Raw genomic sequence first — 26,823 nt, 5'->3', positions numbered from 1 at the left:
CCAGCAGGGCCAGACCTTTCGCTGAATATCTCATGGCTGACCTCCCAAGGTTGTGATAATTACTGGCGCTCTTCGGCCATTTGCACCACCTGATCCAGCAGTTCCGGATCGTTCTGTAATGCCATGGCCACCTCGTTGTATTCCTCCGCGTTCATGCCGGTGTCCTCAACGGCCTGCACCATCTCCTCCTGGGCTTCCTGGTGCAGGGCCTGGGCCTCCTCGGCATCCGTGGCATCCTCCAGGCGCTGGGCGAAATCCTCGTTCACTTTCTGCACTTCCACGAAGGCATCCACAAAATCGTCGATGGTGCCCTCGGAAAGATCCACATCAGCCCCGGGCATGGCGCCCTGCTGCTCCGGCGGCGGCGCGCCGCCTTCCTGCCCCCCCCCGCTCTGGGCCCCCGCGACACCGGACACGGCAAACAGGGTGGCGAAGGCACAGGTGAGTGCTGTTTTGCGAAATTCCATTGGACCCTCCAGAGGGAAATCTTGGATGTGGAGGCCATACAGCATGGGCCATGCCAACAGCCCGACACAAATTGATAACCCATTAAAAACAATAAGTTAAAAACTCAACCATCGCCGTCGACCATGAGGACACCCAAGATGAGGGTGTGTCAAAAAAAACCATGGGTCACAGAGCCAGTGTCAGATTGACCTGGTGGCGTGGAGCAAGGCGCCAACCCGCAGGGATGCAAGCATTCCCGTGGGCACATCCCCCCGACGGCCGCTAGTGATCCAGATCCGGAATCGCCGGGGCCCGGCGGCGGATTCTGACGGCCTCGTCCTCGTCCCCCAAGGTCTCCCGCACCTGGGCCATCAACAACAGGGCACGCCCCTGGGCCTGAGTGTTGGGGAAATGTTCGTTCACATATTCGGCCCTGGCCAGGGCCTGCCGGTGGTCCCCCTGTTCAAATCGGGCCTGCGCCATGCGCAATTCCGCATGAGCCAGGCCCTCCCGCAACGCCACCAGATGCGGAATCACCTCATCCCGATAGGCGGAATCCGGAAACTGCCGCACCAGGTCACGGAACAATGCAAAAGCCTCCCGAGCGGCGGCTGAGTCCTGGTCCGGGTCCGGCACCTGCTCCCCCTCATGCAGGGCCTGCCAGGCGGCAAACCGGGACAGTCCCGCCAGGTAGTAGCCATAGTCAGCATGAGGATGGCCCGCAAACTCTCTCAGAAAGGCAACACTCTGCTCCCAGGCAGCATCCAAGGCGCCGTCCGAAAGGCACAGGTAAGCCACCTCAAGCCGCGCGTCGGCCATCACCGCCGCCTGAGCCCCCTGCTGAGGGGCGAGCCTATCCATGGCCTGAGTCGCAGCCTCGCAGTCCTGCTCGTTCAGGGCGCGCTTCAGAGGCGAATCATCCACCTCGCCGGGTTCGTCCCCGGGCACGCTGGCGCAACCCGCCAGTACCAGGCTCATCATGAGCAGTGCGATCAAGGGAAGGGAGAGATTCGGGAGTGATGATTTCATGAGATCAGGGGACCATCAGCCAAGCCGGCGACACCTTAGCATGAGACGATCACCAGAGCAGTAGCCGCTCCCATATGACGTCCCTCCAGGAAGGAGGCTCATCTGCCTTCACCCAGTTCAGTCGACGAACGGTCGTCCAGGGATGCACAGAGCGTCCCCTACTGAATGGCTTAGCCCGTAGCATTTCCTGCGCCGGAAACACCGATGCCTCGTACTGCCTGGTGAGTGGCACCTCCATGTCGGCCCCCATGGTCAGCGGCGCGGCTGCCCTGCTCTGGTCTCAAATGGACATGGATGATCTTTCCTGGAAACGCGTGCGCGACGCATCCTCACCACGACACGCATAGTGGAAGACGCCCATCCCACCCTGACCGGTGGCATCCTGGATCTGGGTCGATTGCTGAACGAAGAGCCGGCCAACCTACTCCCTTTTCAGCCCACTTATCTTGAGGTCCGCCGGGGAAACGACGGTATGAAATTGAGTTGGTTGAACAACTCTGCCAGCGCCACGGGCCAGACCATGGAGCGCTGCGATGCGCATGAACTCAGTCAGGATGGATGCACCGAAGATGACTTCCTGCCTCTGGGCGCCCTGGATCCGCAGACCAGCGAGTTCACAGACGCTGACGCCTCCGCACTGGAAGGGACGCTTTACACCTACCGCATACGCGCCTCCAGCGCGCAGGGAAACTCCCCCTGGTCCAACACGACACAGATTGTCACGCCCCCGCTGGCCCCCGCCGATCCCAACGCCACCCGTTTCAGTGACGGCATCCGCCTGACTTGGACCAACCGCTCCCAGACCGCAGAACGCCTCCGCTTGGAGCGGTCGCGCGATGGCGGTGCGTTCGAAGAGATCGCCGAACTCCCCCCCGATAATGAACGCTACGAAAACACGCTTACCCGGTAAGGTGACTACCGATATCGTCTATGTGCCGACCACGGCGTGACCGGCTGCTCGGACTATGCCACCACGGACACGGTGCAATTCCGCCTGCGTGCCTCATCCAACGGCAGCACCTGCCTGGTGAATTCCGCCACCGCTGGCCTACCGGCCCAGGAACGGGAACGGGAACGGGAACGGGAACGGGAACGGGAACGGGAACGGGAACGGGATACCGTGCCCACCGCCCTTCGGGATGAGAGGCTCAAGCCCCATCGGTCGCTGGCTGGTCACCGCCTATTATCGCGCCAGCCCTGGTCTGGTGGAGTGGATGGAGAGGTCGGGACGGCGTAAGCGGGCAGTGCGCAGGGTGGTCCTACAGGTGGGGAACTGGGTGGCCAAACAGGGAGAACCCTTGTCTTCAGGCCGTTCCTAGCCCCATTGGATCTCGATGAACTGAAGCCGCATCCACTCCGGTCCCCCTGGCCGTTAACTTTTCCTCCTCTCCATGCCCCCTCTGACGATCCCAAGTGCTGCCCCCAATGCCAGGCTGGGTGTGCGCGCATCAGGAATTGCCCCTGTAGGGATTTCCCTACAAAAAATGTGATCAACGTCGCGTTTTTACGGACGACCTGCAGCCCGTTGCGTTGATGGGCCAAGCACACTAGTTGAGAAATACGGCGGAACCAACGGCTTGGCAAGCCCAGGCATTAGATCCGCACGAATTTCTCGGTAATACAAAAAGTTTCCGAAAAAAATAAGGGGTTATCGATGTCAGCAAAAGTCCTTGGGGTTCCTTCCGTCATTGCCAGTGCCGTTCTTCTGGCCGCCTGTGGTGGCGGGGGAGGCAGCAGCGGTGGCGACACCACAACGCAGACCGCCACCGTCACGGGGGTCGCTGCGAAGGGCTTGCTGTTGGGCGCGCAAGTCGAGGCCTGCGCCGACATGGAATGCCGGGAAATCGTGGCCGAAACCAAGACGGATGATGATGGACGCTACCAGCTCCGTCTGCCGGTGGATGAGCACTTCGTCATTCGGGTACGGCATACCGAACACGCACAAATGATTTGTGACTTACCACAAGGTTGCGGTGATGAGGTGAAGTGGGGAGAGCCTGGGCTCATGCCGAAAGACATCACCCTACGCTCCATCGCCCGTGTGGATCGAACCTCCCAGGAGGTCTCCGCCCACGTGACACCACTGACCGAGTTGGTAATGATTGCCGCCCAGGTGAGCAATGCCGGAGCAATCACGCCCCCACCCGAAAAGGCCACTGAAAACGGCCAGGAAGCAGTCCTTAAACTGCTTGGAATCGAAGCAGACACTCCGCTGGACCTGACGAAATTGGAGCCCGTGAACATTACCAAGGGCGACCACCTAGAAGCTGCCACTCCCGAGCAACGCAATCTCTCCGTGATCTCGGCGGCATTCGGCAGGAAGGACGAGACTGCACGCTTCATTTCGGATTTTGCTAAGGGATTCTTTAGCGAAACGACACAAGATGACATAAATAAACTGCAAGAAGCAGTCGACAGTTTGAACAACAAGACTGAACAACAAGCCAAAATCAACCCCACCGCCACATCTGATATACCTCTTACCCCAGTCACAGATTCTCAACGCAGCCAGCTCAGTCAAAATGCCATCGCAGTGCGCAATTTAGTTGAGGATATCCGTACTGTCGGCATCGATATCTACAAACAGTATGACGAGGCAGACTTACGGAACACAGGCTTGCTTGGGCAAATTCAGGGCATCGAAGACTTCGCTCAAGACGCCATCCTGTGGAATTTCGAAGCGCTCGCAAGGGTCAATGATGCCATCAGCAACGGTTTGATCGAAGAATACGCAAACGATCCGGAGTGCGCGCTTCAATGCTCAGATACTCCCAATAGCGTGGATCTGCAAACTGATCTAGGTGCTGACAATGACATCAGCGGCACCCTGACCCGGGTCGGCGATCGTTGGACTCTGGACAACGGTCGCCTCTCGACCCTCGATGGGGATCCGATCGACGTGACAGTGGAATTCACCGTACCGAAGGTCCTGGGTGAGAATCAATTTGCGTTTGAGATACTCTCGGCCAAGGCCCAAGGACTGGGAGCACAAGTGGAACTATCTGATGCCCGTCTCAGCGTAGTTGCGGACCAACCCTTCACGCAGGATCAATTAAGGGATGACATCCCCGTGGAAGGAGATGGCAACTTCCTGCGTCGGCTGGAACTGGCCGGCACGCTGAAGCTGCAATACACGGATAACGAACAGATCCTCGCCTTTGAGGGTTCCACGAAATTCCTCGCGGCCACCAACAACAACATGATTGAAGATAACCGCGGCAACCCCGAGTTGGATGGGGATACCCTGCTGCCGGTCTCCTTCCGTCTTGATGGCCGTTTTGACAATGGTGTTTTAGGTGATTATCTGAAAGCTGAGGTACTCGTCACGCTGGACAACGCGAATGAATATTCATTGGTGCAAAATCAGGGTGCTGCCAGTTCCGAAGGGACAGGGGATCGCTTCCCTCTTGCGACGATGCAAGTAAAGACCGCCGGTCGCATCACTGAAAACCTTCCTGAAATGGACATACTCTTCCGCCTGCAGAGAACTGGCGAAGAGGATGCCAAGGCTTCAATCACCCTGGGCTGGAACGGTTACAACGACCAGACCGCGCGCCGCTTCTTAACACTGGAAATGGCGTATTCAGGTGACACTGAAGACCTGGGCTTGATGGCCACCAATGCCTCGGGCGCCACATTTGAGTTGCTACCCCGAAATCAATATGCCAGCAACGATGTAGTGGGATATGTATTCATGGACGGCGCCCGGCATGCAACCATCCGGGAAGAAAGGTCTAACGTCTTCACCATCACCTATCACTTCGATGAGGAGGGGAATCGCTCCACCAAAGAAGCGTTTGAGACGTTGTTCTAACATCTCATATAGGCATTAAGATCTTGGGCCACGATGGTACATCGTGGCCCTTTTTTTGATGGGCACACCATGATTCGAATGCTCTTTCCTTTGGGGCTGGCCACTGCGACATTCGTCGTGCCTCAGTTGGCTTATGCCGATAATTGGCAACTCCACTATGCGATCAACAGCCAGAGCTTCAGTGACTCGGCCTCCATCCATGACCTAGCCAAGGACTGGCGCAACGAACCCACACCATCGGGTAGCATCGCGTACTCCCGCAACCGCGTCACACTGGGAGCCAGACGAGAGAACGTCTCGGTGGATCTTATCTATCGTCAGGACTGGATCTTTGAGTTCCACCCCGACACAGCGCAAATTGTCTACCGCGACAAGAACAAGATCCCCTTGGAGCCGGGGCAGGATTATCGGGTCAAGCTTCGCGCCCGAGCCCTCGGCGCGGAGGGTATCCGGCTGGGGTTTGAATCCGATGCGAACGAAGGCTGGGGGCTTCGCGGCGCGGTCAGTTTGCTGCAGGTCTCCGAATTCCAGGAAGGACGGCTCACGGGAAGGGTTGCGGAAAACGCCGATGGACACTTCGAAGGTTTGGGGCAGATCGACTACCGATACGATGAAGACCATTTTTTATCTCACTTGGCATCGCCCCCTGACGGCTATGGTTTCGCGGTGGACATCGGGATTTTCTGGTCGAACGAACAATACTACGCCAGCCTAGACATCGAAGATGCCTGGACACGATTTGAATGGGAAGACGCCCCATATACACGGGGCCAGATCGATACGGACCAGTCCAGCTTCGATCCGGACGGCTACGTGAGCTACAGACCCCTCCTGAGCGGAGTGCGTGGCACCGAATACTACAGGCCTACCAACTTCCTCCCCAGAGCCACCACAGGCCAACTGGGAATGCGACTGGAGCAATGGGACGTATCAATCAACACCTTCCATTTCCTCGGCACCTTGTGGCCGGAGGCCCAGCTCACATACGCCACACAAGGCCGAATGCACTACAGCGCGGCTTATGAGGCCAAGAGCGACCGAATCACATTAGGGATCGCCAGCCAAACCTCGACCCACTCCTTTCAGTTTCAACTGGGCATGGACAACGAACGCTGGCAGGAAGCACACGCTCTGCTCATAAACCTTTCCGGCGCCTGGCAGTTTTGACATATGCCAACTGACGCAAACGCCTCCTCAAAGAATCAACCGTTTATCTGGAATTTGGACCCAGGTTTACAAAAGTCGACACCGGCTACCGTTGCCCCTACGGCTCCTCGCTCCTAGAGTCAGAAGAAACACCTCGTATTGAGGCCATTCCCTTTTTGACCGGGAGTCATTAGATGAACGCTCTACCCTACTACGCCCTCAGGATCCGTTATCTGATCCCCCTTGCTGTGGGTCTGCCCCTGACCTTGACTGGCTGTTTCGCGAGCAATTCGAGCGGCACGGATGAGTCGGAGGCGCTGGAGGATACGTTGTGGATAGCTTATCAGGATGGACCCAACGGCCTATGGAACACCATCGACACGGGTGACGCGAACGTCGCGGGGCAGCTGGGTGATTCGGCCGTGACAGCGCTTCAGGAGGCGATTGATGGGGTAGAGAAAGAGACCTTCAGCATTACATTGCTCATGGCAAACGCCGAGACCCGCCACGTGACGGCCTTTACGATCCACTTGGCTGCAGAGGACGTCAAGGATGTAGATCTTGAGCGTCTCGTAAAGGCCCTGCAGCGAGATGACGAGGATACTCAGGTAGAAGTGCAGGTATCTAATTTCTCAGATGAAGAGAATTCATTCAGTGCTCACATTGGATATTCCAGGACGTCTACCACTCTCAGTAATATCGAGCCTGGCAACGTCGATGATGTCGAACAACTTACGATAAACACTCTACCCGGCGTTCGTGACTTGGCCATCTTGACTAAAATCGGGGAGTCACCAGCCCAGACCAGCACAATGGATGCCCAAGCAGTCGATGGCCCATCTGCAACCCCTCTGCGACTCATCATTTCCAGGGACAAACAGATTCCTGACGACCTTGGAGAGTCACTTGTTTGGACGATTGACCTGAATTCACCTGAGGATGATGCGTCGAGAACCGACTACGAAATAAGTCATGATCCAGCCGAACTATCCTTTACGGAACCTGACACCCTTGAAGATGCTTACGTGCATTTCTTCAGCAAGAATAATACTTACGTTGATCTGACAGACAACTGGACTGAAGGCGATCAAGCACTGACTTACTGGGTCACCAAAGGGGATGAGCAAAGCGCAACAGGAGACCGGCTAATTGCAGTGGGTGAGTGGGAAGTTGAGACAAGCGAAAAAATCAGCTATCGCTATCATGCTACCGCCTTCGAAACGCATGGCCTGGCGGAAAAACCGACACTCTCAAGACCTGACGAATTCACAGGTCATGTCAGCGACTCTCTGTCAGCTGGTGTACTACTACCCATCATGGAAAACGCCAAGTATGTCTCTGCAATACTCTCTGCCGAGGGTGTAACGACATCATCATCTTACTACCTATTCAGTGCTGAATACCTTGATGAGGCCGGCGACCTCAATTACCACCATACTGCGGTGGCCTCCAGCCAGTGGCTCACCTCGCGGGATGTCACTGGATTCGGTACACCCGACATGTCACAGGTCAGCGAGTGGAATGACATGTGGTCCATACCGGCACCTGCGGAGCGCTTGAACTGGGTCACAGCGGTGATTTCGGGTAACCTTCCCCACCTCAGCCAGGTCGTGGAGGCCATTGATTCACGGCCAATTGAAGGTATTCCAGACATCATCCCCTTCGAGGTGGGCGACTCAGTAGCTGCCGTCATCAACTACGACCCTGAAACCGCTGAACTCAATCCCACTGTGGAATTCTGACAGACAGATATCAACAGCGCTCAAGGTTCGGTGTTGTTTCCCAGATTATTGCCCGCCCCTTTTCCCACGCAGATCCTGGCTGCAGGCCGGGGGGTTTCCCGGATTATGCCCTCGGATGGAGGATTCATGGAAGGTGAACGGATGCGGGAAGCTGAGGGCGCGAGAAATCAGAAGGGATCCTGCTCGTCGTCGAACAGGGAGGTCTGGCGACAGGCACAGATCCTCCAGATCCTGCCTCGGGTCCAGATAGCGTACCTGGTCACCATCCTGAACCCAGCGCTCCAGGGGCGTCATCTCGTCCAGGGGTCAAAGTGCAGAACCCGGCCCGCGAAGTCCTCGGTGATCATGGCGTCGATTTCGGCGATCAGGCGGTTGCGTCGTTTGTCCTCGGATATCATCGCTGCCCCAACAGGATCATTACCGGTCCGCTTTAAGGGCCTGGGCGTTCTTTTTGCCTTCCATGACGGCGCTGAGGTCGACGACCTTGGCGCCCACATGACTGCGCATCTTCTTGATGAGCTTGTCGGCCATGGGGCTGCGTGTGGAGGCCTTTTGGAGGTCGGGGTGCTTTTCTTCCTGGTCATAGGTATCACCTAGCCACGGCCCGATCCCACCCAACCACTGGCCTCCCAACCCGCTTCCCCTGTATCTTGTGGGACTTTCCCGTGCCCACGAGATGCTGAGCCTCAGATGACCCAGACCACCGCATCCGAACCACCCCACAGTGCCCACCGGATCGGGCCCATCTATCTGGCGCCCGGGGTCATGCCGTTTCATGGCTGGACCTTCTTCTACGCGGGCTTTGTGTCCATTGGCCTGATCGTGTTCATCACCATCGGGCAAACCTATATCCTCAACGAGCACCTGAACATCCCCATCGAGGAGCAGGGCACGCTCAGCGGCGACCTGGTGTTCTGGACCGAGGTGGTGGCGCTGCTGCTGTTCATCCCGGCGGGCATCCTCATCGACAAGATCGGGCGAAGGCCGATCTATATCGCTGGCTTCATGCTGACTGCCGCCTGCTATGTGCTGTATCCACTGGCGGGCTCGGCGGAAGACCTGTTCATCTATCGCATCTTCTATGCCATGGGCATCGTGGCCATCGCCGGGGCCCTGTCCACCGTGCTGGCGGACTACCCGGCAGAACGCTCCCGGGGCAAGCTGGTGGCCATCATCGGCATGCTCAACGGATTGGGGATTGTCATCATCGGACAGATGTTCGGGGCCTTTCCGGACATCTTCACGGGCATGGGAGTGAGTGGCACCGATGCGGGTCTGTACACCTTCCTGATGGTGGCTGCACTGGCGGCGATCTCGGCGGTCATCATTGGTTTCGGGCTCAAGCCGGGGGTCCCCCCCTCCAGGGAGCCTCAGCCGCCGGTGCGGGAGTTGCTGTTCACAGGCTTTGCCCAGGCGCGCAATCCCCGCATTCTGCTCTCCTACGGGGCCGCGTTCATCGCCCGCGGCGACCAGTCCATCAATGCCACCTTCGTGGTGCTGTGGGGCACCACCGTGGGCATCGGCATGGGGATGAGTTCCGGTGAGGCAGTCATGCAGGGGACGATCATCTTCATTGTCACCCAGGTGGCGGCCCTGGTGTCCGCGCCGTTCCTTGGGCCCATCATCGACCGACTCAACCGGGTGACGGCGCTGGGCGTGTGCATGGCCATTGCGGCGGCCGGGAACCTGGCCATGTTCTTCCTGGCCAACCCCCTGGCGACCTATGCCTACGCGTTCTTCGCGCTGATGGGGATCGGGCAGATGGCCGTGTTCCTGGGGGCTCAGTCACTCATCGGCCAGGAGGCGCCCAAGCCCAAGCGGGGGTCGGTGCTGGCGGCCTTCAATATCAGCGGGGCACTGGGGATCCTGTTGATCGTACTCATCGGCGGTCGGCTGTTTGACCAGATCGACCCGCGGGCGCCGTTCATTCTGGTGGGCATCATCAACTTCCTGCTGATCTTTGCCAGCCTGTGGGTGCGCATCAAGGCCCCGGGCAAGACCATCTCCCAGGTGGAACTGGAGCGGGATGCGGGTCTGGGCGCGGAGGATGATCCCTGGATTGATCCCACGCATCGGCCGGGTGGCGGCACTTAACGTGACGTGAAAGCACCCAGGTTCAGCTACGGAAGCTCCCTTCTCCCCCAAGGGGGAGAAGGGCTGGGGATGAGGGGGTGGGGGAGGCACTGTGCCAGCCCTCGCCCCTCACCCCAACCCCTCTCCCCGCAGGGGAGAGGGGTGCGATCTATCCATGGGCCAGGAAATCCCCAAGGGGTCACCAGTGCGGGCCGCGCCTCACAGCCTTCCGCTCAGGTTGAGCGGGATGCGCCCTTCGCTGTCCTCCCGCCCCATGAGGCTCAGGGCCTGACCCAGTCCGGGTTCGGCCTGGTCACGGGCACCCAGCCGGCCCTGGATCTGCCAGGGCCCCACCGGGCTCAGGCGGGCGGTGGCTTCCAGGAACAGGGGGCCACCATGGTCGCGCGCCACGGCCCGGAGCCGGCCGTCGTCGTCGGTGCCCAGTTCCGCACGCAGGTCGCCCAGGGGGATGGCCTGGGGTAGCCCCGAGGCGGCCCCCAGCCAACCCAGGGTGCCTTCGGCCTGGGTGAAGCCCGACTCGTGGTGAACATGCACCGCCGGAATGTCGGCCAGGATGCGCCCCTCGACGATCACCGGGAAATCCAGGAAGGCATCCGCCAGGTAGGCAGCCGGCAGGTCCGCCCGCAGGTTTTCCAGACGCATCCCGTTGGGGCGAAGGCCCAGTTGCACACTGCCCCCACTCCCGGGTCCGGCAAACTGGATGTGTGTGCGCAACTCGCCGCGCAGCAGCGGCCAGGCAGACACCTGCCAGGCCAGCCCCTGTAATGACAGCGCTTCCCAGCGCAGTTGCTGAGCCCCACCGGACCACACGGAACCCGACAGGCCTTCCAGGGCCAGGTCCGACGGTAACCAGCCACGGTCCCGGGCCAGATCGTGGGCCAGGGTGGCGGGCCATGTGGCCAGGAGGAAGACGATGTAGGCGATCAGTCCTGCCAGGACGTAGTGCCAGGGCTTGAGGGCGGGGCTTTTGAAGGGCACGTTGCTCAGAGACTCCATCGTGATGAATGGATGCGAGGATCGGGGTCAGCTTTCCAGCACCAGCCGCACGTTCACCCGACCCCCGGCGGCTTGTCGATCCACCACCAGGCTGCTGACCTGGACGCCGTACTGGCGACTGAGTTCATCCAGCCACAGGAGCATGTCGTCGAAGGGGGTGTTTTCCATCCACACGCGCACGGTATGGCCACCCTCGGGCTGAACGCGCCGCAGGGTGCCTGCCAGGGGGCCGGATTGGGCGGTGGCGTCGATAATGCCCAGCAGGGATTGCCCGCCCATGTCGGCAGGGGCCGCCTGGGTCTGGCCGCGGGCACTGCGGATCTGACTGGCGGCCTGCTCCATCCAGGCGAGATCGCCCTGCAAGCGGACCACGTCGCGCTCCATGGCGGCGACACGGTCACTCAGTGGCAGCCAGATGAGCCAGTAGGGCAAGGCCACGCAAAGGAACAGACCTCCCACGATCAGGATGCGTCGATCGCGCACCGACTGTTCACGCCACCATGCCTGTATCATGAACCCGAACTCCGGATCAGAATGCGGCTCTCCACCCGGTCATCCCGGGCGCTGGCCGACTGGATATCCACGGACCAGCCCGCTTTCTGCTCCAGTTGCTGCTTGAGACGGTCCAGCCCCTGCAAGTCAGCCAGGTGCAGATCCAGGTCCAGCCGACCCGCCTGGTAACGCAGCCCCTGAATGCTGAGGCCCTCCGCATCCGCCAAGGCCGGCGCGGCCTGTGCAAGCAGATCCTGCAGATCCGAATGGATGCCATCCGGTCCCGATGAGAGCCCCCTGAGGGCCGTTTCCATCTGGCGCCTGGGATCCACGATACGCCCCCCCGGGAAGGTCTGCTGGTAGACCTCCACCATGCGTTCTTCAAGAGCGGCCTGCTCGGCCCGCAGGGACTGCAGGTTCCATCCCAGACCGACAAACTGGATCACCACCCAGGCCAGCAGCACACCGGCCGCGAGCCGCCAGGGCCGCCAGAGGTGATCCAGGGAGTCCTTCAGGCTATAGGGGCCACAGAGCAGATTGAGCGGAGGACGCGACGGCCAGTGTGCGATCAGGTGTTCCAGCAGGCTCGAAGACGTCTCGACGACCTGCACCGTCAGAGCATCCGTATCGCCCAATGCCCGCAGCGCATCATCCTCCGGCCGTGCGGGCCCATGACGCAATAGCTTGAGTTGTTTTGGGCGCTCATCCTCCGGGGCCTCCTGCAGGCGCCGCCGCAGCAGGAAGGCGGCATTGTCCCGCTCCATGGTGAAGCCCATACCCTCCCCCGTGGACAGCCAGCCCTCATCGCCCTCCAGCCACAACACCCAGGCACCCGCCTCAGTGGGCAGGAGCGCAGTCTCCGGCACCACCTGATCCGGCTCCATACCGGCCTTGCGAACGGCATCCAGCCAGGCCGTCATGTGGGTGTGGGCAACCACTGCCACCGTCAGACTGCCATCGGCATGCCGGGCACCCGGGACAAAATGCAGGGTCTCCACATCATCCGCCAGCTGGTCTTCCAGGGCATAGGGCAGCGCCCGGCGAAGTGCCCTGGGGTTACGAGTGGGGATATGTGCCTGGGTCAGCAAGACCCGGGTGCCAGGGACCAGAACCCGGCAGGCGACATCCGGTGCCCGGGCCCGCAGGGCATCCAGCGTGTCAGTGCCCAGGGGCGTGAGCCTGCCATCGGATGCCTGCAGCACAGCCTGCCAGGTGCTGCCTTCCGGGTGAGGTCTGAGGATGAGAAGACGCTGGGTCAACGGGTTAGGCTCCTGGGGTCAGGACCCCATGTTCGATCAGGTTGGCGAGGCGTGCAAGGGGGGCCGTGGGGCCTTGGCGTTCGCGGCCAGGGCCGCTCCCACAGGGGCACCTTGAGGTGTGTGTCCGCTCATGGGCCACGCTCAAGGACCGCAGGGGATCTGCTCACGCAGGATCACCCGCTGCTCGGCCACGTCCAGCAGGCTGCAGAGCAGAAAGCGCCGGTCGGCCAGTTCGGTGCGCACGGCCAGGCGATAGTAGCGAGACGTGAACTCTGTCTTCTCATCATCATCCGTGTCAGCGTCCGCCTCGCCGAAGACCTCGCGAAGGACATCCGGTGCCTCGGCCAGGTTCATGCCGGCCTCCGTGCCGGGCAGCGCCGTCAGGTAGGGGGCCACCTCCTGCCAGACCTCGTCGGTCACCCCACGCACCAGCCGCAGTTCCGTGGCACTGAGCATGGGCTGGTTACCACTCAGGTAGGGTGGCTCCAAGCTGTGATAGCCGGGGTCGTCGGTCTCCGGATCCAGCCAGTCGATGAGGCTTCGGGTGAGGCCGTCGCTGTCCAGGGTGACGCCCTGGGCCTCCACCGAGATGGCATCCAGGAGTTGCACGAACCGCTCGTGCACGGATTCATCCTCCGTGGCCAGGTCGTTGATATTGAACCGGCAGTGCATGTCCTCCAGCCAGACAGTGAGATCGGCATCCTCCAGCACCACGGGGATGGGGGGGGAGAGACACCCCTCCCAGGGCAGGTCCACGTCCGCGTTCTGATGCACCTCCCCCAGCAATCGCAAGGCATAGGCCTCGGCCCCCAGTGACAGCTGGTAGGCCTGGTCGTGGGTGAACACGTTGGTGGTGCGGCGGATGTCCATGTGCTGTCGGGTGGCCATGGAGACCGCAGCAATGGTGGCCAGCGTCACCACCAGCAGGGCGGTGAGCAGCGCCACCCCCCGCTGTCTGGCCGGTGACTGGAAGGATCGGCGCGCCATCAGAGCACCGCGTACAGGCGGGAGATCCGGCCCATGCCGTCCAGATCCAGGATCACCTCCACCGCCAGGGGCAAGGGGGTCAGGCCCTCTTCCTGGCCGGCGGGGGGCCAGTAGTCCAGGGCCGCCGTGCCCCCGGTACCCTCGCGGTAATGGAAGCGCACCTCCCAGTCCTGCAGGGCGGCCGCGTCCTCCCGGCTCAGCAGGGGCATGCGGCCGGTGGGCGCCTCCTGCCCCCCATCCAGGGCGGACCAGTAGAGACGGTAGAGGGTGCCCTGCTCCATTTCCCAGGCCACGCGTTGCAGGCTGCTGCGAGCCGTGCCACTGCGGGCACCGGCGCGGATGAGTTCCAATCGGGGCGGTTCGCGCAGGCCGGAAAAGCGCAGCGGCGGTAGAAAATCCCCGTAACCGTCCCGGGCGGGACGCTGGGCGATCTGTTCGAGATCGCGCCCCAGCAGGGTGAAGGCCAGTTGCACCTGGGCCAAGCGCTCGGCAGAGGCCGCCGTCATGGCCTGAGCGTCCAGCACGGTGCGCAGGCCGCCGTAGGCCATCACCGATACCAGGGCGAAGATGCCCAGGGTGACCACCAGTTCCAGAAGGGTGAACCCTCGCTGCGTGTCCCGGCTTGTCATGGATTGAGGAACCCGGTGAGACTGGCCAGGTAGGGGACATCCGGGTCGTCCTCGTCGCGCACGGTCACCTGGATGCGGGGCACAGCCCCCAGGGTGTAGCCGGCCACATCCAGATCCCGGGGCTGGATCTCCACCTGCCAGTACCATTCCTGCTCGGCCATGATCACCGCACCCCGGCGGGTGCCCCGGGCGGGCTCTTCCATGCCGGCGCGATAGCGCGCCATCACGTTGCTGGCCACCCAGTGGGCGTGGGTGCGGTCCCGCAGGTAGGCGGCATTGCGGGCGTTTTCGCTGGCCACCTTGATGACGGCCCCCATGGCCACGGCCAGGATGGTCACCGCCACCAGCACCTCCAGGAGGGTGAAACCTGATTGCCGGCGTGATTCAGCGGGACCCCCTGCAGAAAAAGACCCGGTGGGAGCGGCCCTTGGCCGCGAATGGTGCCGTCTCCGGGCTCTGGCTATTCGCGGCCAAGGGCCGCTCCCACAAGGGCTCCCACAAGGGCTCCCGAATGGGTTCCCGAAAAGGCTTCCACTGGAGGGGAGCCTCATCGCCTGTCCTCCGGGCGTTTCATCTGGATGCGCCCATTGGGCTGCCCCTCAATGATGAAATAAGGGCGACGGGTACGGTCGCCATGCACCTGCACCTCGAAGGGGGTGATTTCCCCGGTGATGCCCAGATAGACATGGGGCGCCGGGTTGTCCAGGGTGCGATCCAGGCTCACGGGGATACCCTCCAAACGCAGCTCCAGCTCAAGGCCCAGGTCCTCCAGGCTCCGCTCCCGCAGCTGGCGGTCGGCCTCCAGGGGCAACCATTCATAGGTGCGCTCGCCCACCTCGAACTCCCTCAGGAAGGTATAGCCGTGGCGGGAAAAACTCACGGCGGTCTCCTGGGCGGTGAGGATGCCCTCGTCCCGGGCCAGGTCCATGAGGGCCACCATGCGCCGCGCCTCCTGCTCGATCATGCGGTCACGGCCCCCATCTCCCACCGCGATCACTGCAAAGGTGAACATCACGCCGATGATGAACAGCACCACCACCAGTTCCAGCAGGGTGAAGCCCCGGCCTCGACGGGCCATGGCACCGCCAGGGTTGCCGGAATAACGGTTCCTGCCCGCAGCGGCGAAGGCACGAATCGGATGCATCACTGCTCGGTGAGTAGGGGGGCCGATGGTTGCCTGATCACGCAGGGTCAGTCACCCCAGTTGCCGATCTCGGCGTTCATGCCCTCGCCCCCCGGGCGCCCGTCGGCGCCGAAGCTGTAGAGATCGAAGTCCCCCCGGGAGCCGGGATGCAGATACTGGTATTCATTGCCCCAGGGGTCCGCGGGCAGACGATCGATATAGCCGCCCTGGCGCCAGTTGCGGGGCTCGGGCTGCCCGGAGGGGCGCTCAACCAGTGCTTCCAGCCCCTGATCGGTGCTGGGATAGGTGAAGTTGTCCAGTCGGTAGAGGTTCAGCGCACTCTCCAGCGCCCGGATGTCGTTCTGGGCCTTGGTGATGCGGGCGTCATCCGGGCGATCCATGACGCGGGGGACGACGATGGCGGCCAGGATGCCGAGGATGACCACCACCACCATGACCTCGATGAGGGTGAAGCCCTGTTGGGGGTGTCTGCGGGATGTCATGGGTGCAAATCTCCTTGTGGATGATGAAGGGTTGAACCAGCCCTCAGGTCACCAGCTGGTTGAGTTCGAAGATGGGCAGCAGAATGGCCAGGACGATGATGAGCACCACCACGGCCATCACCAGGATCAGCAGGGGTTCGAGCACGCCCATGAGCATGGCGATGCGGGTCTCCAGCTCCCGCTCCTGATTGGCTGCCGCCCTATCCAGCATGTCGTCCAGGGCACCGCTGGCCTCGCCGCTGCGGATGAGATGCACGGTCATGGGCGGGAAGTAGCCCGTGCGCTCCAGGGCCACGCCGATGCCCGAGCCCTCGCGCACCCGCTGGGCCACGGTTTCCACCGCCGCGCGCATGGGGCGGTTGGCCATCACCTGGGCGGCAATGCGCAGCGCCTCCAGCACGGTCACGCCGCTGGCAGAGAGGATGGACAGGGTACGGGCAAACCGTGCGGTATTGATGCCCCGGGTAAGCCGACCGATCAGGGGCAGACGCAGCAGGAATCGGTGCCAGGCATACAGGGGCCGGGGGCGACGCAGCAGGCGCTCGATCACCAGGGCCCCGAGCACCAACGCAACCAGCAGGTACAGTCCATACTCCCGCAGCCCATCGCTGACGGCAATGAGCGTGCGGGTCAGCCAGGGCAGTTCCTGACCGATACCCACGAATACCTGCACCACCTCGGGCACCACGTAGGTGAGCAGGGCCACGGTCACCAGCAGGGCCATGGTGGTGAGGATGGCCGGATAAAACAGGGCCAACTGGATCTTCTGGCGCATCTGCTGGCGGTTTTCCGTGTAATCGGCCAGGCGGTCCAGCACCACGTCCAGGTGGCCGGACTGCTCGCCGGCGGAGACCGTGGTGCGGTAGATATCCGGGAACACATGGGGGAAATCCCCCAGCCCACGGGCCAGGGTGTGCCCCTCCATCACCCGGGTACGCACTGCCATGAGCATGCTGCGGATGCGGGCCTTCTCGCTCTGGCGAGCCACGGTGCCCAGGGCCTCCTCCAGGGGCAGTCCGGAACGCACCAGGGTCGCCAGTTGCCGGGTGATCAGGGACAGATCCATGGCACTGAGACCACGCGCGATCCCCGGCAGCTTGAGGCGTCGTTTCTCACGCTGCTGCACCGCCTCCACCGACAAGGGGGTGAACCCCCGCTCGCGCAGTTGTTGCCGCACCTGGCGGGGGTTATCCCCCTCCAGCACACCCCGGGCCTCCCGGCCTGTGGGTTTGAGGGCGGTGTATTCAAAGGCGGGCATGGCGCTCAGTCTTCCTTGGTGACACGCAGTACTTCCTCCACGGTGGTGTCACCGGCCAGGATACGTCGCACCCCATCCTGGCGGATGCTGGGGCCATGCTGACGGGCATGACGTTCCAGGGCCTGTTCGCCGGCACCATCATGGATCAGGGTACGCAGGGCGTCGTCCACCTCCACCAGTTCATAGATGCCGGTGCGTCCGCGATAACCCAGCTGATTGCACTCCGGGCAGCCTGTGGCACGGTACAGCGTGGGTCGCTCCCCGGCCGTCAGCCCCAGCAGGCGGGCGTCGGTCTCGCTGGCCTGATACGGTTGCCGGCAATGGGTGCAGAGCAGGCGCACCAAGCGCTGGGCCAGCAGGCCCACCAGGGTGGAGGACAGCAGGAAGGGTTCCACCCCCATGTCCCGCAGGCGGGTGATGGCGCCCACGGCGGTGTTGGTGTGCAGGGTGGAGAACACCAGGTGACCGGTCAAACTGGCCTGCACGGCGATGTGCACCGTGTCCACGTCGCGGATCTCCCCCACCATGACCACGTCCGGGTCCTGACGCAGGATGGCCCGCAGGCCGCGGGCGAAGGTCATGTCCACCTTGCTGTTGATCTGGGTCTGACCCACCCCATCCAGGTAATACTCGATGGGATCCTCCACCGTGAGGATGTTGCGCTTGCGGTCGTTGAGCTGGGTCAGCGCCGCATACAGGGTGGTGGTCTTGCCCGAACCGGTGGGACCGGTGACCAGCACAATCCCGTGAGGGCGGGCAATCACCCGCTGCATGGACACCAGACTGTCGGGGTCCATGCCCAGATGGGTGAGGTTCAAACGCCCGGCCTGCTTGTCCAGCAGGCGCAATACCACCCGTTCGCCATGACCACAGGGGAGCGTGGAAACCCGCACATCCACTGCACGGCCCGCCACCCTCAGTGAGATGCGGCCATCCTGGGGCAGGCGCTTTTCGGCGATGTCCAGGCGCGCCATCACCTTGATACGGGAGATGATCAGGGGCGCCAGCACGCGGGGCGGTTCCAGCACCTGGCGCAGCACGCCGTCCACCCGAAAACGCACCGTCAACCGGGACTCAAAGGGTTCGATATGGATATCCGAGGCGTTCTCCTTGATGGCCTCGGTGAGCAGGGCATTGATGAGACGGATGATGGGGGCGTCGTCCTCGGTCTCCAGCAGGTCTTCCGGCTCGGCCAGACTCTGGGCCACGCTGTCCAGGTCATCCTCTTCACCCATGCCCTCCATGAGTTGCATGGCATCATTGGCACTGCTCTCGTAGCGTGCCCTCAGGATGGCATCAAATCGGGCCTCAGGGGCCGGCTCCAGCTTCAGGGGGCGCCCCAGATGCCGGCGCAGTTCCGCCAGGCTCTGGCTGCTCACATCCTCCCGACAGACCACGTGCACCGCCGTGCCCTCCTCCTCCATGACCACCACGCCATGGCGACGGGCAAAACCGAAGCTGACACCTCGCACCTCCGGCGTCGATTCTGTCTCCGGTGGGACGTCCGGCAGGAGTTCGCCGGGGATCTCCAGATCCTGTCGGGCGTTCATCGGCGTGACGGCGGTGGCTGGATTGACAGGCCGGCGGCCCGGGCCTGGTTGCTGGCCTCGAAGGGCGGCGGCAGGTGCAGGAGTTCATCCCATTCGGGCAGGAGTGGCACCGTCTCATCATCCATCATCAGCACCCCCAGTTCCCGGGAATAGACTTGCTCGGCGCGCATGTGATTGTACTTGCTGGCGGTGAGGCCCGCCTGAGTGCTGCGGTCGCGGACGATCACCGGACGCAGGAACACCATGAGGTTGCGCTTTTCCTTACGGGAGGAGTCGTAACGGAACAGGCGACCCAGGCCCGGGATACTGCCCAGACCCGGCACCTTGCTCTCGGTCTGCACCAGCACATCGTCGATAAGCCCGCCGAGCACCACCATGTCGCCATCGTCCACCATGACACTGGTGCGCAGGCTGCGCATGTTGGTGATCAGATCAGCGGCATCCAGGCCGGAGACACTGGGGGCCACCTGGGAGACCTCCTGCTCGATCTCCAGTTTGACCGCATTGCCTTCATTGATTTGTGGTTTGACCATGAGTTTCACACCCACATCCTGGCGCTGAATGGTGTCGAAGGCCTGCCCGGACTGCTCGATGGCACGGCCGGAGCGGAAGGGCACGTTCTGACCCACGATGATCTCCGCCTCCTCGTTATCCATGGTCAGCAGGCTGGGGGTGGAGAGGATGTTGCTGGCCGAATCGCTGGCCAGGGCGCTCACCAGGGCCGCAATGGTGGTGCGCCCGGAATAGCCAATCCCCCCAAGGGCGAGCCCACTGCCAAACTCCACATTGGAAAGATCACCCGACTGCAGTCCGCTGGCCACCCCCACCAGGCTGGGGCTGGCACCCTGAAAGTTCAAAATGCCGATACCATCGCGCTCCGAGCCCACGGCCCATTGAACGCCCAGTTGCCGGGCCCGCTCGCTGGAGACTTCGGCAATCACCGCCTCCACCAGCACCTGGGCGCGCCGTACGTCCAGTTGCCGGATCACGGCCCGCATGTCCCGGATCACATCCGGAGGGGCATTAAGCACCACGGCATTGGTGCTCTCATGGGAATGTACATGAATACTCGGCGCCTGCTCTGTGCCCCTTTCCGTATGGAAGGACTCAGCCAGGCCGGAGAGCACATCCGCCACGTCCGCCGCATTGGCATAGCGCAGGTACACCACCTGGGTGTTGCCCCCTTCCACCGGAATATCCAGATGAGAGATCACCGCACGGATAGCCACCCGGCGTGCGGGCTCGCCGCCCAGCAGGATGCTGTTGGTGCGCTCATCGGCGATCACCTGCAATTGAGCCGAGGGGCGTTGACGGCCTTCGGCCGACTCCATGGTGGTGATGATGCGTGCCACCTCGGTGGCGGAGGCGTGCTCCAGGGGAATCACCTCCATGGAGTCGCGGGTTTCCTGGTCGATGCGACCGATGATCTCCACCAGGCGGCTGACGTTGCTGGCGGTATCGGACACCACCAACGTATTGGATTCCGGCGACGCCGCCAGATGGCCACTTTGCGGCACCAGCGGCCGCAGGATCGGCACCAGTTGTGCGGCATCCACATGGTGGACCGTGATCACGCGGGTCACGTAATCCCCCCCGCGTGCCTCCACACGGTCAGAGATGGTAGGCACCTCCCCCTGCTTGGCAATGGCGTCGGGCACGAGGCGAACCACCCCATCCGACTCGATGGCGGCAAAGCCATGCACCCGCAAGACCGAAAGAAAGACGTCGTACAACTCCGAGCGGTCCACCGGGCGACCCGATACCAGGGTGACACGCCCACGCACCCGGGGGTCGACGATGAAGTTGGTGCCGGTCTCCTCGGACACGTAGTCGATCACGGCGTTGATATCCACGTCGCGGAAATTGAGGGTCGCTTCCGCGCCATTATTGGCCAGTGCCAACAGCGGCGCACCGCCCAGAAAGAGCATGAGCAAGCCCATCAGGGACAGGCGGGCACGGCGTATCGCCGCTGGCCAGGGCCGTGGATCAATCAACACGTTGCGTCCTCTTGTCTGATGTCGGGCAAGGTGGGTCACCTGATGCGAGTCGGTTGCGGGGTGAGGTCGATCAGGAACCCAGGGGTAGCGTGACCGTCATGACCCGACCCTGCCGCTCCAGTTCCAGCGTCACCTCCCTGGCCTGGGACAATTGCCCGGCCAGGGCCTGTGGATCGTCGATGTTGCTCACGGCCACCCCATTGATGGCGGTGACCACGTCCCCGGGCCTCAGTCCGGCCTGGCGGAACAGGGCTGCATCACGCCGGGGGGCAATGGAAAACCCCTTGATACGCCCCTGATCCATCACCGGGCGAATGCGCATCGCCTCCATGAAGCGGTTCGGATTCTCCAGCCAGTTGTCACGCCGGACGGCCAGGTCCGCCGCCAGGCCTGCGTCCACCGCAGCCGTCGAGCGGGAATCACGGCCCGAGGAATGCTCGATAGTGCGTTGCACGGCCTCCTCCCCGACCTGTTCCCGAGGCAACCGCAGCATCTCGAAGCGTCCCTGCCGGGAGAGGATCACGCGGTCGCCGAAGACCTGCTCCAGGGTGGCATTGCCAGGCAAGGAGGCGCCAACCCGGTAGTGCTTTTCATCCTCACCTTCTCCGGAGATCAGGGCCGTACCCAGACGGGGATCGCCGAAGGCAATCACGCCCTTAAGGCTCAGGCGCAAGCGGGTCTCGGGAGCTTCAGTGGGAACAGGAGGCGACTCCACCGTGCGCTGCGCCTGGCCAAACAGATGCAGCCGGGCAACGCCCTCCAGGCCATGGCCCTGAGGCCCCCCGGTGATCACCGGGGGGGGCGCCGGACTGGCGGAGACTGCAGCCGCCACGGGGGCCGAAGGGGGGACCACCATATTCCAGGTCAACCGAGCCAGGGACCCGGCCAACAGGATCACCAGTCCCAGCGTCACCCAGGGGGCAAGACGGGCTAGGTGATCCGGCTTGGGCCTGAAACGCCCCGCGCCGGCAAGGCTGGACACACTGAACATGAAGAGTGACCGCGTGGTAGAAAGGGTCTTGGACTGCGATGCTATCACGCACTTGCACTTTGGCAACATGCCTCGAGGACCATCACAGCGTTGAACTTCGGCTTTGGTTATACTCTGCCCATGGTCAACGTCTGATGACATCAGAAGGCAGGCACATGGACATCAGGAGGCAAGGAGAACGGCGGCGTTATGACTCACGCCCCTCCTATCCGTTCAGGGACAGCCAGGGGGTGTGGGTCACCCGCAACCGGCGGCGCCAGCTGGATCGGCGCTCCAGCAATGGAGACAGCCCCCTGGAGGGTTCCAAACCGTCTATTGCACCCACGACGCGCCCGAAGGCAACGGTGGCGATGCTGGACACGGCCCGGCATTCATCCCCGGCGCTGCGCAACCTCAAAGGGCGCAGCCTGCTGCTGCACTACCGGGACGTGGTGGTCAATCTTTACGAAGGCAAGGACGACTTCCTGCTGGGTCGACGCAGCCGCTGTGACCTGGTCATCCCTCAGGATCATGTCTCCCGCGAACATGCCCGCATCGTCCATCGAGACGGGGGCTTTGTGCTCGTTGAGCAAAGCCTCAACGGCACCTACCTGAAGGTGCCCTCCGGGGAGGAGCGGATGATTCACCAGGAGACCGTGCCGCTCCAGGGCTCAGGCTACCTGAGCCTGGGCCGCCCACTCACGGACAATGCCGATCACCTGGTGTATTTCTACTGCCGTGAGGCGAGCGACTCGCCCAAGACCTGAGCCTTAGCCGGGCACCGACTCCAGCAGCAGAGAGCGTCCGGTCATTGCCTCCGGCTGTTCCAGCCCCATCAGTTGCAGCACTGTGGGGGCAATGGCGCTCAGTCCGGCGCCGGTGATCAGGCGCCAGTTTTCCTGATCGATGATCATGCAGGGCACCGGGTACATGCTGTGCTGCGTGTGCGGCTCGCCAGTCACCGGATCGACGAGTTCCTCACAGTTGCCATGGTCGGCAGTCACGATGGCCGAGTAACCCTGTTCAATGGCCGCGTCCAGTACCCGGCCGACCTGGGTATCCACGGCTTCCACAGCTGCCACCACGGCCTCATACACCGCTGTGTGGCCCACCATGTCGCCATTGGCGAAGTTCACCAGCACGAAATCATATTGGCCGCTTTCCAGGGCCTTGATGGTGGCATCGGCCACTTCCGGCGCGCTCATCTCCGGCTTGAGATCGTAGGTGGCCACCTGCGGCGAGGGGATCATCACATGGTCTTCGCCCTCGGCGGGCTCTTCCACGCCGCCGTTGAAGAAGAAGGTGACGTGGGCGTATTTCTCCGTCTCGGCGCAATGGAACTGCTTGAGCCCCTGGCGGCTGATGATCTGGGCCAGGGTGAGTTCCGGGCGCTCGGGCGGGAAGGCCACGGGCAGATCGAAGTGGGCGTCGTACAGGGTGAGACAGGTTACCTTGACCGGCTCGAAGTCCCCACGCTCGAAGTGCTCGAACACGCCCTGACTGAGGGCTGCGGTCAGTTGGCGCGGCCGGTCATTGCGGAAGTTGAAGAACACCACCGGGTCGCTGCCCTTGATGAGGCCCTGCTTCTGGATCACCCGGGGCTTGATGAACTCATCCGTCTCGCCAGCCTCGTGGGCGCTGCTCAGGGCAGCGCGGGCGCTGGAGGCCTTCAAGCCCTTGCCATGCACCATGGCATCGAAGGCCAGTTGAATGCGATCCCAGCGCTTGTCGCGATCCATGGCGTAATAGCGACCGCTCACGGTGGCAATGCTCCCGCCCACCTCCTTGAGCAGGGCCTCGAGTTCCGGCAGGTAGTTAGGGGAGGCCTTGGGGGCCGTATCACGTCCATCGGTGATCATGTGCACCATGGGCTTGGCGCCATGCTGGGCACACAGGCGAATCAGGGCATGCAGATGTCGGGTATGGCTGTGCACGCCCCCGTCAGAGACCAGTCCCACCAGATGGAGCGGTCGCCCAGCGGATTTGGCGGCCCTGGCGGCTGCGACCAGGGCCTCGTTTTCCGCAAAACTGCCATCTTCGATGGCGTCGTCAATACGCACCAGATCCTGTCGGATGATGCTGCCACAGCCCAGGGTCAGATGCCCCACCTCGGAGTTGCCCATTTGCCCATCCGGCAGGCCCACGGCCCGACCGGCGGTTTCGATGACCGTATGGGCATGGTGGGCCAGAAAGTTGTCCAGGCGCGGGGTATTGGCGTCATGGAAGGCATTGTTGAGTTTGCCGGGGTTCACCCCGACGCCATCCATGATGATCAGCAGGGTGGGACGGCGGGGGGTGTTCGGGGATGACTGCGACATTCAGGTGTCCTGTCGTTGACGATTGCGACGTTCCTCGGCCTCGGCACGGTCGAGTTCCTCATCCATGTCGGACCCAGAGAGGGGGCCATCGGTTTCATCGTCGGGATCCGTGCCATCGGCCTCGGCCTTCTTCTTGATCATGATCCGGGAGAGGATGATGCCAATCTCGAAAAGCAGCCACATGGGCAGAGCCAGCAGGGTCTGGGAAATGATGTCCGGTGGCGTGAGCACCATGCCGACGATGAACACACCCACGATCACGTAGGGACGCTTGGCCGCCAGTTGGCTGGGCGTGGTCAGTCCGGTGGCCACCAGCAGAATGGTGGCGATGGGCACCTCGAAGGCGATGCCGAACGCCAGGAACAGCAGGATGACGAAATCCAGGTAACGGGAGATATCCGTCATCACCGAGACCCCTTCCGGGGCCGAGGCAGTGAAGAAGGCAAAGATCAGCGGGAAGACCACGAAATAGGCGAAGGCCATGCCCAGGTAGAACAGCAGGGTACTGGAGACCAGCAGGGGCACCGCCAGGCGTTTTTCATGTTTATAGAGCCCGGGGGCAATAAAGGCCCAGGCCTGATAAAGCAGGAAGGGCACCGAGATGACGATGGCCAGCATCAACACCAGCTTGAAGGGGATCAGGAAGGGCGCAGCCACCTCGATGGCGATCATGCTGGCCCCTTCCGGCAGGTGGGCCATCAGCGGCCCGGCCAGGTAGGTATAGATGGTGTTGGCGAACGGGAACAGGGCCAGGAACACCACCAGGATGGCCAGGATGCTGTGCAGCAGGCGCGTGCGCAGTTCAAACAGGTGGGACAGGAGGGTGCCCTCACCCTCATCGCCGGGTTGGGTGGATTCAGGCTTGTGATTCATCTTGGGACTTCGCCGGCTTGTCGGGATCGTTGCCACCGCGGGATGTCTTGCCCTCGGCCTTCGCCTGAGCCTTGATCTGATCGGCAGGCTTGGGGAAGTCCCCGTCGCCGTCTTCCTTGATCTCTTCTTCCATGGATTTGACCTTGTTCTGGGTCTTGTCCACTTCGCGGCGCAGGTCCTGCTCGGTGTCTTCCATCATGGTCTTGAGGCGATTGATTTCCTTTTCCTGATCCTGAAGCATCGCCTTGAGTTCGTCGGTGCGCAGCTCCTGTTCGATATCGGAGCGCACGCTGCTGACGAAGCGTTTGATCTTGCCCACCCAGCGACCGATCTCGCGGGCCAGCTTGGGCAGGCGCTCCGGCCCCACGACCAGAAGCGCCACCAGGGTGATGATGATCAGTTCCCAGAATCCGAAATCGAACATGCGCGCTCGTCAACCGACATTTGAGGGTGGCCAGGGGTTGCCCCGAGGGGCCGCCAGGGGGGGTCAGGCCTGGCGCTCGCCTTCCTTGGGCTTTTCCTCGGTGGCCTTGGAATCGAACACGCGCCCGCCCTTGTCTTCCAGGGGTTTGCCTTCCTCGGACTCGGTGGACTGGCTGGCGGTGGTGTCGCCCTCGGTCTCGCCGTCCTTCACCGACTGCCGGAAGTTTTTGATGGCACTCCCCAGATCGCCACCCATGTTGCGCAGCTTCTTGGTGCCGAACAGCAACACCACGATGACCAGAATGATGAGCAATTGCCAGATGCTGATGCCGCCGAAACCCATGTGTTGCCTCCTGATGTCTTTGAGGATGCCTGAATCCAGGTGCCTATGTGTCGGTTATACCAGAAATCACCCCTTCAGGTCGCCCACCCCGGGGGAGCGGCCCTGGCGGCTGGCCTTTTCCTCAAGGCCCGAGAGACCGAAGCGGCGTTCCAGTTCGGCCAGCACCTGCTGCGGTCCGAGCCCCTGATGGGCCAGCAGGACCAGGCTGTGGAACCACAGGTCGGCCATTTCATGGACCAGTTGATCCGGCTCGCCGTTCTTGGCGGCCACCACGGTTTCCGTGGCCTCCTCACCCACCTTTTTGAGGATGCTGTCCAGGCCCTTGGCATACAGGCTGGCCACGTAGGAACTGGAGGCGTCTGCGCCTTTGCGCGACTCCAGCACCTGGGCCAGTTGCTCCAGCACACGATCATCACTCATGGGACTTGCCTCCCCCGTAGATGGCGTCGGGATCCTTGAGCACCGGGTCCACGTCCACCCATTGGCCGTCCCGGTACTGGTTGAAGAAGCAGTGATGCCGGCCGGTGTGGCAGGCGATGCCGCCCTTCTGTTCCACCGTCAGTAGCAGGGCGTCGTAGTCGCAGTCCAGGCGGAGGTCATGCACCACCTGAACATGACCGGAACTCTCGCCCTTGTGCCACAGCCGGCCCCGGGAGCGGGACCAGTAAACGGCCTCACCCTTTTCCAGGGTTTGCGCCAGGGCCTCGCGGTTCATCCAGGCCATCATGAGGATCTGGCCGGTGCCTTTTTCCTGGGCGATGACCGGAATCAGGCCCTGGTCGTTCCAGCGGATGATGTCTAGGGGGTTTTGTGTCATGAGTCGTGAGCCA

26 protein-coding genes and 2 pseudogenes are annotated in these 26,823 nt (G+C 62.4%); 8 read left to right on the top strand and 20 right to left on the bottom strand.

What is annotated here, in order from left to right:
• Nucleotides 1-59: 59 nt before the first annotated feature.
• Together BMY52_RS06365 and BMY52_RS06360 are read right to left on the bottom strand one after the other, a co-directional pair.
• Nucleotides 60-467, bottom strand: coding sequence for a DUF4168 domain-containing protein (locus BMY52_RS06365; RefSeq protein ID WP_090252550.1), 408 nt, complete (start codon nucleotides 465-467; stop codon nucleotides 60-62).
• Nucleotides 468-729: 262 nt separating this feature from the next.
• Entirely contained in the window at nucleotides 730-1,476 is a 747-nt protein-coding gene (locus tag BMY52_RS06360) for an outer membrane protein assembly factor BamD (protein ID WP_090252338.1), read from the bottom strand.
• 74 nt (nucleotides 1,477-1,550) lie between these two features.
• Here BMY52_RS06360 and BMY52_RS16005 point away from each other — a divergent pair, with 74 nt between their 5' ends.
• The 7 genes from BMY52_RS16005 (at nucleotide 1,551) to BMY52_RS06325 (ending at nucleotide 10,272) form a co-directional block, all read left to right on the top strand.
• Entirely contained in the window at nucleotides 1,551-1,823 is a 273-nt protein-coding gene (locus BMY52_RS16005; RefSeq protein WP_143050434.1) for a S8 family serine peptidase, read from the top strand.
• On the top strand, nucleotides 1,823-2,386 hold the full coding sequence (locus tag BMY52_RS06355) for a fibronectin type III domain-containing protein (RefSeq protein ID WP_090252335.1): 564 nt from the start codon (nucleotides 1,823-1,825) through the stop codon (nucleotides 2,384-2,386). Before BMY52_RS16005 ends, BMY52_RS06355 begins: the two co-directional genes overlap by 1 nt.
• A gap of 36 nt (nucleotides 2,387-2,422) precedes the next feature.
• Nucleotides 2,423-2,713: a hypothetical protein gene (locus tag BMY52_RS06350; RefSeq protein WP_090252332.1), complete on the top strand. Its 291-nt coding sequence runs from the start codon at nucleotides 2,423-2,425 to the stop codon at nucleotides 2,711-2,713.
• Between the two features lie 417 nt (nucleotides 2,714-3,130).
• On the top strand, nucleotides 3,131-5,290 hold the full coding sequence (locus tag BMY52_RS06345) for a hypothetical protein (protein WP_090252330.1): 2,160 nt from the start codon (nucleotides 3,131-3,133) through the stop codon (nucleotides 5,288-5,290).
• Nucleotides 5,291-5,359: 69 nt separating this feature from the next.
• Nucleotides 5,360-6,457, top strand: a complete 1,098-nt coding sequence (locus BMY52_RS06340) for a hypothetical protein (protein ID WP_143050433.1) — start codon at nucleotides 5,360-5,362, stop codon at nucleotides 6,455-6,457.
• 173 nt (nucleotides 6,458-6,630) lie between these two features.
• A complete protein-coding gene (locus BMY52_RS06335; RefSeq protein ID WP_090252325.1) occupies nucleotides 6,631-8,178 on the top strand; it encodes a hypothetical protein in 1,548 nt (515 codons plus the stop codon).
• Nucleotides 8,179-8,868: 690 nt separating this feature from the next.
• A complete protein-coding gene (locus BMY52_RS06325) occupies nucleotides 8,869-10,272 on the top strand; it encodes an MFS transporter (RefSeq protein ID WP_090252319.1) in 1,404 nt (467 codons plus the stop codon).
• 198 nt (nucleotides 10,273-10,470) lie between these two features.
• Here BMY52_RS06325 and BMY52_RS06320 read toward each other — a convergent pair whose 3' ends face one another.
• The 12 genes from BMY52_RS06320 to gspC form a co-directional block, all read right to left on the bottom strand.
• Nucleotides 10,471-11,250 (bottom strand): type II secretion system protein N, encoded by a 780-nt coding sequence (locus BMY52_RS06320; RefSeq protein WP_177169871.1) that lies wholly within the window; start codon nucleotides 11,248-11,250, stop codon nucleotides 10,471-10,473.
• Between the two features lie 45 nt (nucleotides 11,251-11,295).
• Nucleotides 11,296-11,781, bottom strand: coding sequence for a type II secretion system protein GspM (gene gspM / locus BMY52_RS06315; protein WP_245740657.1), 486 nt, complete (start codon nucleotides 11,779-11,781; stop codon nucleotides 11,296-11,298).
• Nucleotides 11,778-13,019, bottom strand: coding sequence for a type II secretion system protein GspL (gspL, locus tag BMY52_RS06310; protein ID WP_090252314.1), 1,242 nt, complete (start codon nucleotides 13,017-13,019; stop codon nucleotides 11,778-11,780). The genes gspM and gspL overlap by 4 nt, the downstream gene beginning before the upstream one ends.
• Nucleotides 13,020-13,160: 141 nt before the next feature.
• Nucleotides 13,161-14,006: a type II secretion system minor pseudopilin GspK gene (gene gspK / locus BMY52_RS06305; protein WP_090252312.1), complete on the bottom strand. Its 846-nt coding sequence runs from the start codon at nucleotides 14,004-14,006 to the stop codon at nucleotides 13,161-13,163.
• Nucleotides 14,006-14,635 (bottom strand): type II secretion system minor pseudopilin GspJ, encoded by a 630-nt coding sequence (gene gspJ, locus BMY52_RS06300; RefSeq protein ID WP_090252310.1) that lies wholly within the window; start codon nucleotides 14,633-14,635, stop codon nucleotides 14,006-14,008. Before gspJ ends, gspK begins: the two co-directional genes overlap by 1 nt.
• On the bottom strand, nucleotides 14,632-14,985 hold the full coding sequence (gene gspI / locus BMY52_RS15615; protein WP_425429222.1) for a type II secretion system minor pseudopilin GspI: 354 nt from the start codon (nucleotides 14,983-14,985) through the stop codon (nucleotides 14,632-14,634). The genes gspJ and gspI overlap by 4 nt, the downstream gene beginning before the upstream one ends.
• 197 nt (nucleotides 14,986-15,182) lie before the next feature.
• Nucleotides 15,183-15,779 carry a type II secretion system minor pseudopilin GspH gene (gene gspH, locus BMY52_RS06290; protein ID WP_245740655.1) on the bottom strand — a complete coding sequence of 199 codons (597 nt, stop codon included), beginning with the start codon at nucleotides 15,777-15,779 and terminating at the stop codon, nucleotides 15,183-15,185.
• 47 nt (nucleotides 15,780-15,826) lie between these two features.
• A complete protein-coding gene (gene gspG, locus BMY52_RS06285; protein ID WP_090252303.1) occupies nucleotides 15,827-16,261 on the bottom strand; it encodes a type II secretion system major pseudopilin GspG in 435 nt (144 codons plus the stop codon).
• Between the two features lie 43 nt (nucleotides 16,262-16,304).
• A complete protein-coding gene (gene gspF / locus BMY52_RS06280) occupies nucleotides 16,305-17,519 on the bottom strand; it encodes a type II secretion system inner membrane protein GspF (protein WP_090252300.1) in 1,215 nt (404 codons plus the stop codon).
• A 5-nt stretch (nucleotides 17,520-17,524) separates the two neighbouring features.
• A complete protein-coding gene (gspE, locus tag BMY52_RS06275) occupies nucleotides 17,525-19,069 on the bottom strand; it encodes a type II secretion system ATPase GspE (RefSeq protein ID WP_090252297.1) in 1,545 nt (514 codons plus the stop codon).
• Nucleotides 19,066-21,009, bottom strand: coding sequence for a type II secretion system secretin GspD (gene gspD, locus BMY52_RS06270; RefSeq protein WP_090252544.1), 1,944 nt, complete (start codon nucleotides 21,007-21,009; stop codon nucleotides 19,066-19,068). Before gspD ends, gspE begins: the two co-directional genes overlap by 4 nt.
• 127 nt (nucleotides 21,010-21,136) lie before the next feature.
• Nucleotides 21,137-22,057: a type II secretion system protein GspC gene (gene gspC, locus BMY52_RS06265; protein WP_177169870.1), complete on the bottom strand. Its 921-nt coding sequence runs from the start codon at nucleotides 22,055-22,057 to the stop codon at nucleotides 21,137-21,139.
• Between the two features lie 155 nt (nucleotides 22,058-22,212).
• On the opposite strand from gspC, the gene BMY52_RS06260 reads away from it, so the two are divergent.
• Entirely contained in the window at nucleotides 22,213-22,803 is a 591-nt protein-coding gene (locus BMY52_RS06260; protein WP_090252292.1) for an FHA domain-containing protein, read from the top strand.
• Between the two features lie 3 nt (nucleotides 22,804-22,806).
• On the opposite strand, the gene gpmI is transcribed toward BMY52_RS06260, so the two are convergent.
• The 6 genes and pseudogenes from gpmI to hisI form a co-directional block, all read right to left on the bottom strand.
• Entirely contained in the window at nucleotides 22,807-24,354 is a 1,548-nt protein-coding gene (gene gpmI, locus BMY52_RS06255; RefSeq protein WP_090252289.1) for a 2,3-bisphosphoglycerate-independent phosphoglycerate mutase, read from the bottom strand.
• 66 nt (nucleotides 24,355-24,420) lie between these two features.
• Nucleotides 24,421-25,227 (bottom strand): annotated as a pseudogene (gene tatC / locus BMY52_RS06250) (twin-arginine translocase subunit TatC); the annotation flags it as partial.
• Between the two features lie 165 nt (nucleotides 25,228-25,392).
• A pseudogene (tatB, locus tag BMY52_RS06245) lies at nucleotides 25,393-25,651 on the bottom strand (Sec-independent protein translocase protein TatB); the annotation flags it as partial.
• A 63-nt stretch (nucleotides 25,652-25,714) separates the two neighbouring features.
• On the bottom strand, nucleotides 25,715-25,993 hold the full coding sequence (tatA, locus tag BMY52_RS06240) for a Sec-independent protein translocase subunit TatA (protein ID WP_090252282.1): 279 nt from the start codon (nucleotides 25,991-25,993) through the stop codon (nucleotides 25,715-25,717).
• Nucleotides 25,994-26,059: 66 nt separating this feature from the next.
• On the bottom strand, nucleotides 26,060-26,413 hold the full coding sequence (locus BMY52_RS06235) for a phosphoribosyl-ATP diphosphatase (RefSeq protein ID WP_090252279.1): 354 nt from the start codon (nucleotides 26,411-26,413) through the stop codon (nucleotides 26,060-26,062).
• A complete protein-coding gene (gene hisI / locus BMY52_RS06230; RefSeq protein ID WP_090252276.1) occupies nucleotides 26,406-26,810 on the bottom strand; it encodes a phosphoribosyl-AMP cyclohydrolase in 405 nt (134 codons plus the stop codon). Before hisI ends, BMY52_RS06235 begins: the two co-directional genes overlap by 8 nt.
• Nucleotides 26,811-26,823 lie beyond the last annotated feature (13 nt).

It is taken from the genome of Ectothiorhodospira marina, assembly GCF_900109495.1.
Taxonomy (GTDB): Bacteria; Pseudomonadota; Gammaproteobacteria; order Ectothiorhodospirales; family Ectothiorhodospiraceae; genus Ectothiorhodospira; species Ectothiorhodospira marina.
This window is presented reverse-complemented; position numbering and strand designations above follow the sequence as displayed.

Excerpts from the sequence above, each read along its gene's own strand:
- BMY52_RS06365 (WP_090252550.1), bottom strand. The coding sequence starts at position 467 with ATGGAATTTCGCAAAACAGCACTCACCTGTGCCTTCGCCACCCTGTTT.
- BMY52_RS06360 (WP_090252338.1), bottom strand. The coding sequence starts at position 1,476 with ATGAAATCATCACTCCCGAATCTCTCCCTTCCCTTGATCGCACTGCTC.
- BMY52_RS16005 (WP_143050434.1), top strand. The coding sequence starts at position 1,551 with ATGACGTCCCTCCAGGAAGGAGGCTCATCTGCCTTCACCCAGTTCAGT.
- BMY52_RS06345 (WP_090252330.1), top strand. The coding sequence starts at position 3,131 with ATGTCAGCAAAAGTCCTTGGGGTTCCTTCCGTCATTGCCAGTGCCGTT.
- BMY52_RS06340 (WP_143050433.1), top strand. The coding sequence starts at position 5,360 with ATGATTCGAATGCTCTTTCCTTTGGGGCTGGCCACTGCGACATTCGTC.
- BMY52_RS06335 (WP_090252325.1), top strand. The coding sequence starts at position 6,631 with ATGAACGCTCTACCCTACTACGCCCTCAGGATCCGTTATCTGATCCCC.
- BMY52_RS06325 (WP_090252319.1), top strand. The coding sequence starts at position 8,869 with ATGACCCAGACCACCGCATCCGAACCACCCCACAGTGCCCACCGGATC.
- gspM (WP_245740657.1), bottom strand. The coding sequence starts at position 11,781 with ATGATACAGGCATGGTGGCGTGAACAGTCGGTGCGCGATCGACGCATC.
- gspK (WP_090252312.1), bottom strand. The coding sequence starts at position 14,006 with ATGGCGCGCCGATCCTTCCAGTCACCGGCCAGACAGCGGGGGGTGGCG.
- gspJ (WP_090252310.1), bottom strand. The coding sequence starts at position 14,635 with ATGACAAGCCGGGACACGCAGCGAGGGTTCACCCTTCTGGAACTGGTG.
- gspH (WP_245740655.1), bottom strand. The coding sequence starts at position 15,779 with ATGCATCCGATTCGTGCCTTCGCCGCTGCGGGCAGGAACCGTTATTCC.
- gspG (WP_090252303.1), bottom strand. The coding sequence starts at position 16,261 with ATGACATCCCGCAGACACCCCCAACAGGGCTTCACCCTCATCGAGGTC.
- gspF (WP_090252300.1), bottom strand. The coding sequence starts at position 17,519 with ATGCCCGCCTTTGAATACACCGCCCTCAAACCCACAGGCCGGGAGGCC.
- gspE (WP_090252297.1), bottom strand. The coding sequence starts at position 19,069 with ATGAACGCCCGACAGGATCTGGAGATCCCCGGCGAACTCCTGCCGGAC.
- gspD (WP_090252544.1), bottom strand. The coding sequence starts at position 21,009 with ATGGGCTTGCTCATGCTCTTTCTGGGCGGTGCGCCGCTGTTGGCACTG.
- gspC (WP_177169870.1), bottom strand. The coding sequence starts at position 22,057 with ATGTTCAGTGTGTCCAGCCTTGCCGGCGCGGGGCGTTTCAGGCCCAAG.
- BMY52_RS06260 (WP_090252292.1), top strand. The coding sequence starts at position 22,213 with ATGGACATCAGGAGGCAAGGAGAACGGCGGCGTTATGACTCACGCCCC.
- gpmI (WP_090252289.1), bottom strand. The coding sequence starts at position 24,354 with ATGTCGCAGTCATCCCCGAACACCCCCCGCCGTCCCACCCTGCTGATC.
- tatA (WP_090252282.1), bottom strand. The coding sequence starts at position 25,993 with ATGGGTTTCGGCGGCATCAGCATCTGGCAATTGCTCATCATTCTGGTC.
- BMY52_RS06235 (WP_090252279.1), bottom strand. The coding sequence starts at position 26,413 with ATGAGTGATGATCGTGTGCTGGAGCAACTGGCCCAGGTGCTGGAGTCG.
- hisI (WP_090252276.1), bottom strand. The coding sequence starts at position 26,810 with ATGACACAAAACCCCCTAGACATCATCCGCTGGAACGACCAGGGCCTG.